13 protein-coding genes are annotated in these 13563 nt (G+C 76.8%); 9 read left to right on the top strand and 4 right to left on the bottom strand.

The features are described from left to right. The first annotated feature begins 50 nt into the window (after positions 1 to 50). Positions 51 to 1097, top strand: coding sequence for a C40 family peptidase (locus tag OSB71_RS02015; RefSeq protein ID WP_265943490.1), 1047 nt, complete (start codon positions 51 to 53; stop codon positions 1095 to 1097). Here OSB71_RS02015 and OSB71_RS02010 read toward each other — a convergent pair. Beyond that, positions 1075 to 2301, bottom strand: a complete 1227-nt coding sequence (locus OSB71_RS02010; protein ID WP_265943488.1) for a glycosyltransferase 87 family protein — start codon at positions 2299 to 2301, stop codon at positions 1075 to 1077. The two genes, OSB71_RS02015 and OSB71_RS02010, sit on opposite strands and share 23 nt — an antisense overlap. Positions 2302 to 2375: 74 nt before the next feature. Here OSB71_RS02010 and OSB71_RS02005 point away from each other — a divergent pair, with 74 nt between their 5' ends. Then, complete coding sequence (locus OSB71_RS02005; protein ID WP_265943831.1) at positions 2376 to 3518, top strand: glycosyltransferase family 4 protein; 1143 nt, start codon at positions 2376 to 2378, stop codon at positions 3516 to 3518. A gap of 58 nt (positions 3519 to 3576) precedes the next feature. Beyond that, positions 3577 to 4593 carry a PHP domain-containing protein gene (locus OSB71_RS02000; protein ID WP_265943486.1) on the top strand — a complete coding sequence of 339 codons (1017 nt, stop codon included), beginning with the start codon at positions 3577 to 3579 and terminating at the stop codon, positions 4591 to 4593. Positions 4594 to 4685: 92 nt separating this feature from the next. Here OSB71_RS02000 and OSB71_RS01995 read toward each other — a convergent pair whose 3' ends face one another. Then, positions 4686 to 6485 (bottom strand): AMP-dependent synthetase/ligase, encoded by a 1800-nt coding sequence (locus tag OSB71_RS01995; RefSeq protein ID WP_265943484.1) that lies wholly within the window; start codon positions 6483 to 6485, stop codon positions 4686 to 4688. Between the two features lie 316 nt (positions 6486 to 6801). Here OSB71_RS01995 and OSB71_RS01990 point away from each other — a divergent pair, with 316 nt between their 5' ends. The 6 genes from OSB71_RS01990 (at position 6802) to OSB71_RS01965 (ending at position 11871) form a co-directional block, all read left to right on the top strand. Next, the gene (locus tag OSB71_RS01990) at positions 6802 to 7563 is read left to right on the top strand and encodes a metallophosphoesterase family protein (RefSeq protein WP_265943483.1); all 762 of its coding nucleotides are present in this window, start codon (positions 6802 to 6804) and stop codon (positions 7561 to 7563) included. Positions 7564 to 7720: 157 nt separating this feature from the next. After that, a complete protein-coding gene (locus tag OSB71_RS01985) occupies positions 7721 to 8185 on the top strand; it encodes an SRPBCC family protein (RefSeq protein ID WP_265943481.1) in 465 nt (154 codons plus the stop codon). Position 8186: 1 nt separating this feature from the next. Then, complete coding sequence (locus OSB71_RS01980; RefSeq protein ID WP_265943478.1) at positions 8187 to 9341, top strand: ArsA family ATPase; 1155 nt, start codon at positions 8187 to 8189, stop codon at positions 9339 to 9341. Positions 9342 to 9393: 52 nt separating this feature from the next. Beyond that, positions 9394 to 9981 carry a DUF5304 family protein gene (locus OSB71_RS01975; protein WP_265943477.1) on the top strand — a complete coding sequence of 196 codons (588 nt, stop codon included), beginning with the start codon at positions 9394 to 9396 and terminating at the stop codon, positions 9979 to 9981. A gap of 120 nt (positions 9982 to 10101) precedes the next feature. Next, positions 10102 to 11043, top strand: a complete 942-nt coding sequence (locus OSB71_RS01970) for an ROK family glucokinase (RefSeq protein WP_265943475.1) — start codon at positions 10102 to 10104, stop codon at positions 11041 to 11043. A 39-nt stretch (positions 11044 to 11082) separates the two neighbouring features. Further along, on the top strand, positions 11083 to 11871 hold the full coding sequence (locus tag OSB71_RS01965) for an endonuclease/exonuclease/phosphatase family protein (protein WP_265943473.1): 789 nt from the start codon (positions 11083 to 11085) through the stop codon (positions 11869 to 11871). 157 nt (positions 11872 to 12028) lie between these two features. Here OSB71_RS01965 and OSB71_RS01960 read toward each other — a convergent pair whose 3' ends face one another. Both OSB71_RS01960 and OSB71_RS01955 read right to left on the bottom strand, forming a co-directional pair. Beyond that, positions 12029 to 12787, bottom strand: coding sequence for a hypothetical protein (locus OSB71_RS01960; RefSeq protein WP_265943471.1), 759 nt, complete (start codon positions 12785 to 12787; stop codon positions 12029 to 12031). Further along, positions 12774 to 13547, bottom strand: a complete 774-nt coding sequence (locus OSB71_RS01955; RefSeq protein WP_265943469.1) for an alpha/beta hydrolase — start codon at positions 13545 to 13547, stop codon at positions 12774 to 12776. Before OSB71_RS01955 ends, OSB71_RS01960 begins: the two co-directional genes overlap by 14 nt. Positions 13548 to 13563: the final 16 nt, after the last annotated feature.

The raw sequence follows: 13563 nt of genomic DNA, 5'->3' as shown, positions 1-13563 counted from the left end.
TGTGCGGGCGCCATTCCCGGCAAGGGACACGCACGGATCGCGGAGCAGTCGTGGGTTCGCACCGACACACACCGGTCACCGGCTTCGGCCGGGGCGCACGGGTCACCGTCCTGACGGCCGCCGCCGCGTCGGCCGCCGCGATGTCCGCCGTCCCGGCGGGCGCCGACCCGCGGGGCCCGGCCCCGGCCACGGTCAGCGAGCGCGTCGACCGCCTCTACGCGCAGGCGGAGCAGGCCACCGAGCGGTACAACGCGACCGCCGAGCACGTCGACGACCTGCGCGAGCAGGTCTCCCGGGCGCAGGACCAGGTGGCCCGCGGCCAGGAGAAGGTCAACCGGCTGCGCGGCACGCTGGGTTCGCTGGCCGGGGCGCAGTACCGTTCCGCCGGCCTCGACCCGGCCGTGGCCCTCGTGCTGTCCACCGAGCCGGAGGCGTACCTGGACCGGGCCGCCACCCTGGACCGCATCAGCAGCCGCCAGGTGGGCGAGCTGCGCGAACTGCGCGCCGCCCAGCGCCTGCTGGACACCCGCCGCACGCGGGCGGCCGAGCGGCTGGCCGAGCTGGAGGACGAGCGCAGGGAACTCGGTGAGCAGCGCAGGGCCGTGCAGAGCAAGCTCGCCGCGGCGCAGCGGCTGCTGAACACCCTCACGGCCGAGGAGCGCCGGGAGCGCCGGGAGCGCGAGCGGGCCGCCCGCCAGGCCGCCGCCCGCCCCGCGCCCACCGCACCGGACGCCTCGGACGCCGCCGGATCGGGCCGCGCGGCCGCCGCGCTGCGCGCCGCGCAGAGCGCCGTGGGTCGCCCCTACGGCTGGGGGCAGGCGGGCCCGCACGCCTTCGACTGCTCGGGGCTGACCCAGTGGGCCTACGCCCAGGCGGGCGTCTCCCTCCCGCGCACCTCGCAGGCGCAGGCACACGCCGGGCAGCGCGTGGCGCAGGCCGGGATGCGCCCGGGCGACCTGGTCGTCTACCGCTCCGACGCCAGCCACGTGGCGATCTACGCGGGCAACGGGCAGGTCGTCCACGCCCCCTACCCCGGCGCGCGGGTGCGCTACGACCCGGTCCACATGATGCCGGTCAGCGCCGTGACGCGGCCCTGAGCGCGCCGCCCGCCGCCCGGTCGGCCCCCGGCCGTGCCGGGGCCGCCGCGGTGACGGTCGAGCGCCACAGCCCCGCGCAGGAGAGCACCGCGGCGGTCGCCAGCAGCCCGTTGCGCGCCACGAGCAGGGCCACGCCCAGCGGCTCGCTCGCCACCACGGCGTCGAAGAACACCGGGAACTCCAGGAGCGTCAGCGGCGTCGCCGCGAGCACCAGCAGCGCCGGGCGCGTCTGGCGCCGGGAGCGCAGCGCCAGGCAGACGGCCGCCAGCCCCACCAGCCACACCAGGTACTGCGGGCTGATGACCCGGCTGGTGACGGTGAACAGCAGCACGGCGGCCAGCGCGGCGTCCGCGAGCGTCGCGTCGCACCGGACGTCCGCGCGCAGCCGCCACCACAGCAGCCAGCCGAACGCCGCGGCCGTCAGCAGCAGCGAACCGGTGGCCACGGCCTCCACCCCGGGCCCCAGGAACTCCATCGACCCGTAGTGCAGCCGCACCTCGCCCGGCCAGCCCAGCCACCGGGCCACGTGGAAGACCAGCGCGCCCAGCGACTCCACCTCCACGCCCCGGTCCCGCTGGGCCGTCACGAACGCCCAGCCGCCAGGGCGCGCGAGCGCCAGCACCAGTGCGCAGCCGGCCCCCGCGGCCAGTGCCGCCCCGGCCAGCCGCCGCGCCGGACGGCCCCAGCGGGCCCCGGCCAGCAGCAGCGCGGGCCACACCTTCACCAGCGCGCCGAGCCCGACCAGCGCGCCGGCGAGCCGGGGCCGCCGGGCGGCGGCCAGCAGCGCGCCGACGGCGAGCGCGGTGACCATCAGGTCGTAGCGGGCGTACGCGGTCGGGCCCAGCAGCGGCACGCCGGCCACCCACAGCCACGCCCCCGCCCGGCCGCGCTCCGGCCCGCGTCCCGCCCGCAGCAGCAGCCCGAACACCAGCGCGTCGGTGGCGCAGGCCAGCACGTAGAACGCCGCCGGGTAGGCCAGGAAGGGCAGCAGGTCGGGCGCCAGGACGGGCAGCGCCGCACCCGGCGGGTACTGCCAGGCCACGTCGTGGAGCGGATAGGTGCCCTCGCGCAGCACCTCGGCCCAGCCCTGGTAGATCACCGACACGTCCGTGGTGACGTCCGGGCCGCGCGGCCGCCACACGCCGAAGACGGTCAGCAGCAGCGCGGCACGGGTCGTCAGCCAGGCGAACAGGGGCAGGCGCATACCGCGACCGTACGCGGTGCCGCGGCGGGGCCGGTACCGGCGAAGCGGTACTGTCGTCGCCGATGCACACGCCCATGCCCAAGACGCTCATCGTCACCAACGACTTCCCGCCCCGTCCCGGCGGCATCCAGGCGTTCCTGCACAGCATGGCGCTGCGCCTGGACCCCGAGCGGGTCGTCGTCTACGCCTCCACCTGGAACCGCACCGCCGCGGGCCGCGAGGCGACGGCGCGCTTCGACGCCGAGCAGCCGTTCACCGTCGTGCGCGACCGCACCACCATGCTGCTGCCCACCCCCCGCGTCACCCGCCGCGCGGTCCGGCTGCTGCGCGAACACGGGTGCACCTCGGTGTGGTTCGGCGCCGCCGCGCCGCTGGGCTTGATGGCCCCGGCGCTGCGCGCCGCGGGCGCCCGGCGCCTGGTGGCCACCACGCACGGGCACGAGGCGGGCTGGGCGCAGCTCCCGGGCGCGCGGCACCTGCTGCGCCGCATCGGCGAGTCCACCGACACCCTCACCTACCTCGGCGAGTACACCCGCTCGCGCGTCTCCACCGCGCTCACCGCGCAGGCGGCCGCCCGCATGGCGCAGCTCCCGCCGGGCGTGGACGAGCGGACCTTCCACCCCGGCTCCGGGGGAGCCGAGGTGCGCGAGCGGCTCGGCCTCACCGGCCGCCCCGTGATCGTGTGCGTCTCCCGGCTGGTGCGGCGCAAGGGCCAGGACACGCTGATCGAGGCGATGCCGCGCGTCCTGGCCGACGTGCCCGACGCGGTGCTGCTGCTCGTCGGCGGCGGCCCCTACGAGGCGGACCTGCGCAAGCTGGCCGAGGCCCGCGGGGTGGCGGCGTCCGTGCGCTTCACCGGCGCGGTGCCCTGGTCGGAGCTGCCCGCCCACTACGGCGCGGGAGACGTTTTCGCCATGCCCTGCCGCACCCGGCGCGGCGGGCTGGACGTCGAGGGGCTGGGCATCGTCTACCTGGAGGCGTCGGCGACCGGGCTGCCCGTGGTGGCCGGGGACTCCGGCGGCGCCCCCGACGCCGTCCTGCCCGGCGAGACGGGCTGGGTGGTGCGCGGCGGCGACGCGGCGCAGACGGCCGAGCGCGTCACGGCGCTGCTGCGCGACCCCGAACTGCGCCGCCGCATGGGGCAGCGGGGCCGCGCCTGGGTGGAGGAGCGCTGGCGCTGGGACCTGCTCGCCGACCGGCTGCGGGACCTGCTCTGACCCGCGGCGCCCCGGGCCGCGCTTGCGGGCGCGGCGCGGCGCGGCGACGCTGGAGGCGATGGACCCCGTCGCCGCGCTGGACCGGATCGCGTACCTGCTGGAGCGGGCCCAGGCGCCCACGTACCGGGTGCGGGCGTTCCGCAGGGCCTCCGCCGTGCTGGCCGCACTGCCGCCCGGTGAGGCCGAGCGCCGCGCCCGCGACGGCACGCTGACCCGGCTCAAGGGGCTGGGCGACACCACCGCGCAGGTGGCGCGTGAGGCCGTCGCGGGTGCCGTGCCGGGGTACCTGGCCCGGCTGGAGGAGGAAGCCGCCGCCCCCGAGGAGCTGGGGGAGGCCGCCCAGCGGCTGCGGGACGCCCTGCGGGGGGACTGCCACACCCACTCCGACTGGTCCGACGGCGGCAGCCCCATCGACGTCATGGCCCGCGCGGCGGCGGACCTCGGCCACCAGTGGGCCGTCCTCACCGACCACTCGCCGCGCCTGACGGTGGCGCGCGGCCTGTCGCCGCAGCGGCTGCGCGAACAGCTCGACGTCGTGGCCGCGCTCGGCGCGGAGCTGGCGCCGTTCCGGCTGCTGACCGGTATCGAGTGCGACATCCTCGCCGACGGCTCGCTCGACCAGGAGCCGGAGCTGCTGGACCGGCTGGACCTCGTGGTCGCCTCCGTCCACTCCGAACTGCGCATGCCCGCCCGGGCGATGACGCGCCGCATGGAGCGTGCCGTGCGCGACCCCCGCGTCGACGTGCTCGGGCACTGCACCGGGCGGCTGCGCGGCGGCCGCCGGGCCCGGCCGGAGTCGGAGTTCGACGCCGACCGGGTCTTCGCCGCCTGCGCCGAGTCCGGGACCGCCGTCGAGATCAACTGCCGCCCCGAGCGCCTGGACCCGCCGCTGCGGCTGCTGCGCCGGGCGGTGGCCGCCGGGTGCCTCTTCGCGGTCGACACCGACGCCCACGCGCCGGGCCAGCTCGACTGGCAGGGCAACGGCTGTGTGCGCGCGGTCGAGTGCGGCGTCCCGGTGGAGCGCATCGTCACCACCTGGGACGCCGACCGGCTGCTGGCCTGGACCCGACGGTGAGCGCCGGCGCCGGGTGAACGGCGCGGCGTCCGGCGGGGCGGAGCCGGGCGGCGGGGTGCCGGGAGGGGCGGGGCCGCGCCGCGTCGGCCGCGTCAGGGGTAGAGGGCCTCGATCTCGTGCGCGAAGTCCTTCGCGACGATGTTGCGCTTCAGCTTCAGCGACGGCGTGATGTGTCCGGACTCCTCGGTGAACTGGGTCGGCAGCACCCGGAACCGGCGCACCGACTCCGCGCGCGAGACGGCCGCGTTGCCGTCGTCCACCGCCTGCTGCACGGCGGCCAGCAGCTCCGGATCGGCCAGCAGGTCGGTGCGGCTCAGCCCGCCCTTGCCGTGCTCCTCGGCCCAGCGCGGCAGGAACTCCTCGTCCAGCGTGATCAGCGCGCCCACGTACGGCCGCCCGTCCCCGACCACCATGCACTCCGCGACCAGCGCGTGGGCGCGGATGCGGTCCTCGATCACGGCCGGGGCGACGTTCTTGCCGCCCGCCGTCACCAGGATCTCCTTCTTGCGCCCGGTGATGGACAGGTAGCCGTCCGCGTCCAGGGTGCCGATGTCACCGGTGTGGAACCAGCCCTCGGTCAGCGCGTCCGCGGTGGCGGTCTCGTTGTTCCAGTACCCCGAGAACAGGTGCTCGCCGTGCAGCATGACCTCGCCGTCGTCCGCGATGCGCACCACGGAGCCCGGCAGCGGCTGGCCGACGGTGCCGATCTTCTGCCGGTCCCAGGGGTTGAACGCGGTCGCCGCGCACGACTCGGTCAGGCCGTAGCCCTCCAGGACGGTGAAGCCGATGCCCCGGTAGAAGTGGCCCAGCCGCCCGCCGAGCGCGGCGCCGCCGGAGATGGCGTGCGTGGCCCGGCCGCCGAGCACCGAGCGCAGCTTGCCGTAGACGAGCCGGTCGAAGAGCTTGTGCTTCAGCTTCAGCCCGAGGGACGGGCCGCCCGGCGCGTCCAGCGCCTCGCTGTAGGCGATGGCGGTGGCCGCCGCGCGGTCGAAGATCCGGCCCTTGCCGTCGCCCTCGGCCTTCGCCCGGGCGGTGTTGTAGACCTTCTCGAACACCCGGGGCACGCCGAGCACGATCGACGGCCGGAAGGAGGCCAGCTCGTCGGTGAGCGTCTTGATGTCGCCGACGTGACCGAGCCGGATGGGCGCCATCACCGCCGCGATCTGCACCATGCGCCCGAACACGTGGGCCGCGGGCAGGAACAGCAGCACCGAGTCCTGGCCGGGGCGGAACAGCGGCCCCAGCCGCTCCACGACGTTGCCGCACTCGGCGAAGAAGGAGCGGTGGGTCAGCACGCAGCCCTTGGGCCGCCCGGTGGTGCCGGAGGTGTAGACGATCGTGGCCGGGTCGTCGGCGCGGGCGGTGGCGCTGCGCTCGTCCACGGTCTGGTCGTCCACGCCCGAGCCCGCCGCGATGAGGGCGGCGACCGCGTTCTCGTCGAGCGTCCAAACCTCGCGCAGCTCCGGCAGCCGGTCCCGGATCTGGCGCACCGCCTCGGTGTGCGCCGCGCTCTCCACGACGATGCCCACGGCGCCGGAGTCGCCCAGGATCCAGGCGATCTGTTCCGGGCTGCTGGTCTCGTACACCGGTACGGTCACCGCGCCCGCGCTCCAGATCGCGAAGTCCAGCAGTGTCCACTCGTAGCGGGTGCGCGACATCAGGGCCACGCGGTCGCCCGGCGCGACCCCGGCGGCGATCAGGCCCTTGGCGACGCCGTTGACCTCGGCGAGGAACGCGGTCGCCGTCAGGTCCTCCCAGCGGGCCGGGTCGCGCGGGTCCTTCCGCGCGACCACCGCGAGGTCGGGGTACTGCGCGGCGTTGCGGCGGACCAGATCGGTGAGGTTTCCGTCCGCGGGGACCTCGTAGAGGGCCGGAAGGCTGAACTCGCGCAAGACTGCTGCTCCTCGTCGGCACCGCCGCGGGCCGGGCTGACCTCGCGTTGCTGGGACGGTTTGGGACGGCCCGGACGTTACCCATCGGTAGACGCAGGGGTACAGACCCGCCGCCCAGATGTTCCGTGTGTCACACACCCCGCCGGACCGCCTGCGGCGACAGTAACACCGGGCGCGGCGCCGCCGCGGCGCGTTCGTCCGGGCCCTGACCTCGGCCGCTTCCGGCGTGCCGGGCCCGCCGCGCCGGCCCCGGTGGTCCGGGCGCGGCCGTCCCGCCCCCCGGGGCCGCACCGCGCGGCGACCGTAGGGTGACCGCATGCGGATACACGTGGTGAGCGACGTGCACGGGAACAGCGCGGACCTGGCGCGCGCCGGGGAGGGCGCCGACGCCACCCTGTGCCTGGGCGACCTGCTCCTCTTCCTCGACTACGCCGACCACAGCCGCGGCATCTTCCCCGAGCTGTTCGGGGAGGAGGCCACCAGCCGCTACGTCGAGCTGCGCACCGCGCGCCGCTTCACCGAGGCCCGTGCCTTCGCCCACCGGCTGTGGGAGACCGTGGACCGGGCCGCCGCCGTGGAGGCCGGCGTCCGCCGCCAGTACGCGGAGCTGTTCGCCGCGATGCCCACCCCCACCTACGCCACCTACGGCAACGTGGACCTGCCGCGGCTGTGGCCGGAGTACGCGCGGCCGGACACCACCGTGCTGGACGGCCAGACGGTGGAGCTGGGCGGCCTGACCGTCGGCTTCGTGGGCGGCGGGCTGCGCACCCCCATGAACACGCCCTACGAGCTGGACCCGGACGCCTACGCCGAGAAGGTCGCCGCCCTCGGCGCCGTCGACGTGCTGTGCTCGCACATCCCGCCGGAGGTGCCCGAGTTGTGCTACGACACCGTCGCGCGCCGGTTCGAGCGGGGCAGCACCGCGCTGCTGGAGGCGATCCACGCCACCCGGCCCCGGTACGCGCTCTTCGGCCACGTCCACCAGCCGCTGGCGCGGCGGATGCGGGTGGGCGCCACCGAGTGCGTCAACGTCGGTCACTTCAACGCCTCCGGGAAGCCGTTCGTCCTGGAGTGGTGACGCGGCGGCCCGGCGCCGGGGCCGGGCGGTGCGCCGCCGCGCCGCCCCGCCCGGCGGCAGGGGCGGCGACGGGTGGCGTGCGGTGTCCGGCCCGCGCGGTAGCCTGCCTGCGCACAGGCGGAGCACGGTTTCAACGGTCACGCGGAGGACCCCAGCGATGGCGGAACACACCAGGTCGAGCATCACCATCGACGCGGCACCGGCCGAGGTGATGGGGGTCATCGCCGACTTCGCCCGCTACCCGGAGTGGACCGGCGAGGTGAAGGAGGCCGAGGTGCTGGCCACCGACGAGCGGGGCCGCGCCGAGAAGGTGCGCCTGCTGCTGGACGCCGGCGCCATCCGCGACGAGCACACCCTGGCCTACACCTGGCACTCGGCGCACGAGGTGAGCTGGACGCTGGTGAAGTCCCAGATGCTGCGGGCCCTGGACGGTTCCTACCACCTCGCCCCGGTCGGCGCCGGGGGCACCGAGGTCACCTACCAGCTCACCGTGGACGTCAAGATCCCCATGCTCGGCATGATCAAGCGCAAGGCGGAGAAGGTCATCATCGACCGCGCGCTGGCCGGGCTGAAGCAGCGCGTCGAGTCCGGCGGCGCCGACCCCGGCCCCCGCGAGGGCTGAGGTGCGCCGCACCGTCCTGGTCACCGGCGCGGGCGGGGCCGGACGCACCACCGTGGCCGCCGCCACCGCGCTGGCCGCCGCGGACCAGGGCCACCGCACCCTGCTGCTGAGCGCCGACCCCGCGGCCGACGCGGGCACCGCACACGTGCCGGGGCTGCGGTGCGCGCGGGTGGACTCCGGCGCCCGGTTCCGGTCGGCCGTGCTCGCCCTCCAGGAGCGCTGCGGCGCGGCGCTGGACCTGCTCGGTGCGCGGCCGCTGGACGACGACGAGCTGGCCGAGCCGCCCGGCGCGCGGGCCGTCGCCGTCCTGCACGCGCTGCACGACGCGCACGCCGGGGCGGGCGAGCCCTGGGACGTCCTGGTCGCCGACCTGCCGCCGGTGCCCGACGCCGTCCACCTGCTCGCTCTGCCCGAGCAGCTCTCCCGCTCCCTGCGCCGCCTGCTGCCGCCCGAGCGGCAGGCCGCCCGCGCGCTGCGGCCGCTGCTGGCGCAGTTCGCCGGGGTGCCGATGCCCGCCGAGTGGCTCTACGACGCCGCCGGGCGGGCCGGAACCGCCCTGGCCGCCGCGGAGCGGGTGCTGCGCGCACCCGGGACCTCGGCGCACCTGGTCCTGGCCGCCGAACCCGGCGCCCCGCGCCTCCTCGGCGAGACCCGCGCCGGGCTGGCGCTGCACGGGGTGCCGCTGGGCGGCGTCACCGTCAACCGCCTGCTGCCCGCCCGGTCGCCGGACCCGTACGTGCGCCGCCTGGGTGCGGCGCAGCGCGCGGCCGCGGACGCCGTCCGGGAGGCGGCCGGCGGCCTCCCGGTGCGGGAGCTGCCCTGGCTGCCCGAGCCGCCGCGCACCGCCGACGGGCTGCGGGCGCTGGAGGTCTGCGAACCCCCGCTCACGGGGCCGGCCCCCGGCGCCGTGATCGAGGACCGCCGCGCCGAGGACGGGATGCTGGCGTGGCGGCTGCCGCTGCCCGGTGCCGTCAAGGAGCACACCGCGCTGGTGCGGCGCGGGGACGAGGTCGTGGTCACCGTCGGCCCGCACCGGCGGGCCCTGCCCCTGGACGGGGCGCTGGCCCGGTGCGCCGTGGCCGGGGCCCGGCTCGCGGACGGTGAGCTGACCGTCCGCTTCCGGCCCGACCCCACGCTGTGGCCCGCGGGCGGCTGACCGGTACTGTCGAAGGTCCAGGGAGACGACGCGACGCATCCGGGAGCCCGTCATGAGCGATGCCCGAGGACGTGAGCCGAACGGTCCGGACGCCGACGCCTGGGCCGAGGCCTGCGCGGAGGACCTGGCGGCCGAGCGGGCCCGCCGCCGAGCCCGTGGCGGGCCGGAGCCCGCGGGAGCCGCCGAGGAGCTGCGGCGGCTGGCGGAGACGGTCGCCGACCGGCTCGCCGGGCTGGCCGGGTCGGTGGGCGGCGCGGCGGGTCCTGGCCAGGACTGGGCGCGTCAGCTCGCGGACGGCGCCCGGGCGGCGGTGGAGCCGGTCGTCCAGCGCAACCCGGAGGTCTTCGAGCACCTGTCGGCGGCCGGGAGCGAACTGCTGGCGGCCTACCGCTCGGCGGTCGCCGGGCAGGAGCGGCGCTGGACGCGCGACGCGCGGGACACCGGCCGGGCCGCCGGTCCCGGGCCGTCGTCCGGCGGCGCGGAGCCCTCCGGGGCGGGGCCCTCGTCCAGCCCGGAAGCCTCCGGCGCGGGGCCGTCGGCTTCCGGTGCGGGGGAGCGGGCGCCCGGCGCCGATCGTCCCTCGGGCCGGGGCGAGGGCCGCGACGAGCCGCCCGGCGCCGAGCGCATCGAACTGGACTGATCCGTTCCGCCCGACCCGCGGGCCACCCCCCGCGGCCGGGTCCGCCGGACCGTCCGTGGCGGTGCCTCAGCTCCGGTAACGTTGAGTTCAGCGGGGCTCTACCGGATAACTGAGGGACTTATGGGACTCACCATTGGCGTCGACATCGGCGGTACCAAGGTCGCGGCCGGGGTGGTCGACGAGGACGGCAACATCCTGGAGACCAGCACGGTACCGACCCCGCAGACGGCCGAGGGCGTGATCGACGGCATCGCGGACGCCGTGCGGCAGGCCAGCGCCGACCACCAGGTGGAGGCCGTCGGCATCGGCGCCCCCGGATACGTGGACGACAAGCGCGCCACCGTGCTGTTCACCCCGAACCTCACCTGGCGCCACGAACCGCTCAAGGACCGGGTCGAGCAGCGCATCGGCGTGCCGGTGGTCATCGAGAACGACGCCAACGCGGCGGCCTGGGGCGAGTTCCGGTTCGGCGCGGGCAAGGGCCATGAGGACGTCGTCTGCATCACCCTGGGCACGGGCCTGGGCGGCGGCATCGTCATCGGCGGCCGGCTGGTGCGCGGCCGGTTCGGCGTCGCGGCCGAGTTCGGCCACATCCGCATGGTGCCCGACGGGCTGCTGTGCGGCTGCGGCAACCAGGGCTGCTGGGAGCAGTACGCCTCCGGCAGCGCCCTCGTGCGCTACGCCCGGCAGCGCGCCGCGGCCACGCCCGAGAAGGCGGGCACGCTGCTCGGCCTCGGGGACGGGACGCCCGGCGGCATCCAGGGCAAGCACGTCAGCCAGGCGGCGCGCGAAGGCTGCCCGGTGGCCATCGACTCCTTCCGCGAGCTGGCCCGCTGGGCGGGCGCCGGGCTCGCGGACCTCGCCTCGCTGTTCGACCCGGCGGCGTTCATCGTCGGCGGCGGGGTCTCGGACGAGGGAGAGCTGGTGCTCGAACCGATCCGCAAGTCCTACCGGCGCTGGCTGGTGGGCGCGCAGTGGCGCCCGCAGGCCCAGGTGCTGGCCGCCCAGCTCGGCGGCAAGGCCGGACTGGTGGGCGTCGCCGACCTGGCCCGGCAGGGCTGACGCTCCCCGCCCGGCGGCGCGAGGCCGTACCGTGAGGGCATGACGACGCTCCGGGACCTCCCCGCTTCCGTCACACATGCCGACGGTACGGCCGTCGTCCGCCTGCTCAGCTACAACGTCCGCTCGCTGCGCGACGACGAGGGGGCGCTGGCCGGTGTCGTCCGGGCCTGCGCCCCCGACGTCGTCTGCGTGCAGGAGGCGCCGCGCTTCTTCCGCTGGCGCAAGGCCGCGGCCCGGCTGGCCCGGGCCACCGGGCTCACCTACGTCACCGGTGGCGCCACCGCCTGCGGTCCGATGGTCCTCGCCTCGCTGCGGGCCACGGTCGAGCACGCCGAGGACGTGCTGCTGCCGCGCACCCCGGGGCTGCACCGGCGCGGCCTGGCCACGGCGGTGCTGCGCTTCGGGCCGTACGCGCGGCTGACCGTCGTGAGCTGCCACCTGAGCCTGCGTCGCGCCGAGCGGTACGCCCAGGCGGGCCTGCTGCTCGACCGGCTCGCGGCCACCGGACCGCTCCCCGCCGTGGCCGCCGGGGACCTCAACGAGCGCCCGGACGGCCCCGCGTTCCGGCGGCTGACGACGCGCCTGGACGACGGCTGGGCGCTGCGCCCGTGGGGCCAGGAGCACACCTCACCGGCGCACGGGCCGCACCAGCGCATCGACGCGGTGCTGACCCGCGGGGTCGAGGTGCTGGGCTGCGGGGTGCCGCGCGGGCTGCCCGGCGTCAGCGACGCCGCGCTGCGGGCCGCCAGCGACCACCTTCCGGTGCTCGCCGCGCTGCGGGTGCCCCCCGCTCCGCCCGGCGCGCCTCCTGCCGCAGCAGCCGGTTGACGAACACGCCCGTCACCAGCGCCACGGTGCTGAAGACGAACAGCAGGATCAGCATGTGTCCCCCCGAGGTCACCTGCGCACGGCCGCTCCCCTCGGCGGCCGTGCCACCGAGGCTAGTCGACCGCCGAGGGCGTGGGGCGGGCGGGTTCGCCGCGGGTCACACCACCGCGCCGCGGCCCGGATCGTCCCAGTCGTCCTCGTCGCCGTCCCGCAACCGCGTCAGCAGGGTGGCGAAGCCGCCGAGGAAGCCGCCGACGCCGAGCGTGGAGATCCACCAGGTGAAGTCCCACTGGAGCAGGACGGCGGCCAGCAGCAGCGCCGGGCCGCCGAGCACCGCGAGCCAGGCGAACTTGGTGGTGGTGTCCGCCCGCGGGAGCGGGGGCGGCTCGGGCGGCACGAAGTGGTCCTCGTCCTCGGAGGGCGGCGCCGGCTCCCAGTCGCGCGGTCCCGCGCCCGCCGAGTAGACGGTGAAGCTGCGCACCGGGGCGTCCTCGCCGTCCCCGCCGTCGGCCCGGGCCTCCCCGCGCCGTCCCGGCTCGGCCGGTGCCTCGCGGGCCTCCACGGGCTCGCGCTCGGCCCGCGCCTCCTCCGGGGAGGCGGGGCCCCGCGCGCCGTCCGGGCCGCGGCCCTCGCCGCCGTCGCCCGGGCCGCCGTCCCCGTCGCCCGGGCCGCCGTCGTCGACGGCGGTGCCGCCCGGGCCGCCGCCCGCGCCCCCGTCGTCGACGGCGGCGGTGCGGTCGTCGTCTCCGGCGCGCTCACCGTCGCCCGGGGCGCGGCCCTCGCCCTGCCCGGCCTTGGTCCACACCCCCGGCGGGTCCGGCGGCTCGGCGCCGTAGCCCGCCACGATCTGCGCCCACGCGGCCTCTTCGTCCAGGGGTTCCCTGCCTTCGCCCTGGTCCTTCTCACGCCCCGTCACGTGCCGCCTTCCTCGCTGCCAGCCGGGTGATGAACGCGTAGGAGTCGGCGAAGACCTTCTCCGCGTCGTGGTCCAGTGTGGCCACGTGGTAGCTGTCCGCCAAAACGGTCTCCGTCACGTCGGTGGAGGACACGCCCGCGAGCACGAGCGCCGAGTCGCCGGGCGGCACCACGTGGTCGACCCGGCTGTGCAGCACCAGCAGCGGCTGCGTCACCTGCGGCAGCTCGCCGCGGGTGAGGTTCAGCAACGCGCGCAGCGAGTGCGCCGCCGACAGCGGCACCCGGGTGTAGCCGACCTCCTCGGGCCCGTCCTTGCGGATGTCGCCGATGATGCCCTTCGTCGTGCGGACCAGGTGGCGCGCGACGGGCAGCGCGTAACCGGGCACCCGCGGGAACGTCATGGCCGGGTTGACCACGACCACGCCGCCGACCGCGTCCCCGTGCTTGGCCGCCAGCCGCAGCGCCAGGGCGCCGCCCATGGACAGCCCCGCGACGAACACCCGGCGGCAGCGCCGCCGCAGCGCGTGCAACTCGCGGTCGAGCGTCGCGTACCAGTCCTGCCAGCCGGTGACCGCCAGTTCCTCCCAGCGCGTGCCGTGCCCGGGCAGCAGCGGTACGCGCACGCTCAGCCCCCGGTCGGCCAGGTACCGCCCCCACGGCTTCACGGACTGCGGGGAGCCGCAGAAGCCGTGGCACACCAGCACGCCGATCTCGTCCGAGCCGTCGTGCCGCATCGGCTCGCACCCGGGTAGAAGCTGCACCGTCGGTCTCCGTTCG

The organism is Streptomyces marinisediminis, assembly GCF_026262575.1.
Classification (GTDB): Bacteria; Actinomycetota; Actinomycetes; order Streptomycetales; family Streptomycetaceae; genus Streptomyces; species Streptomyces marinisediminis.
The sequence above is the reverse complement of the archived record's forward strand: the minus strand, read 5'-3'. Positions and strand labels throughout refer to the sequence as shown.

Coding starts and splice junctions, on each gene's coding strand:
- OSB71_RS02010 (WP_265943488.1), bottom strand. CDS start 2,301: ATGCGCCTGCCCCTGTTCGCCTGGCTGACGACCCGTGCCGCGCTGCTG.
- OSB71_RS02005 (WP_265943831.1), top strand. CDS start 2,376: ATGCCCAAGACGCTCATCGTCACCAACGACTTCCCGCCCCGTCCCGGC.
- OSB71_RS02000 (WP_265943486.1), top strand. CDS start 3,577: ATGGACCCCGTCGCCGCGCTGGACCGGATCGCGTACCTGCTGGAGCGG.
- OSB71_RS01990 (WP_265943483.1), top strand. CDS start 6,802: ATGCGGATACACGTGGTGAGCGACGTGCACGGGAACAGCGCGGACCTG.
- OSB71_RS01985 (WP_265943481.1), top strand. CDS start 7,721: ATGGCGGAACACACCAGGTCGAGCATCACCATCGACGCGGCACCGGCC.
- OSB71_RS01975 (WP_265943477.1), top strand. CDS start 9,394: ATGAGCGATGCCCGAGGACGTGAGCCGAACGGTCCGGACGCCGACGCC.
- OSB71_RS01970 (WP_265943475.1), top strand. CDS start 10,102: ATGGGACTCACCATTGGCGTCGACATCGGCGGTACCAAGGTCGCGGCC.
- OSB71_RS01965 (WP_265943473.1), top strand. CDS start 11,083: ATGACGACGCTCCGGGACCTCCCCGCTTCCGTCACACATGCCGACGGT.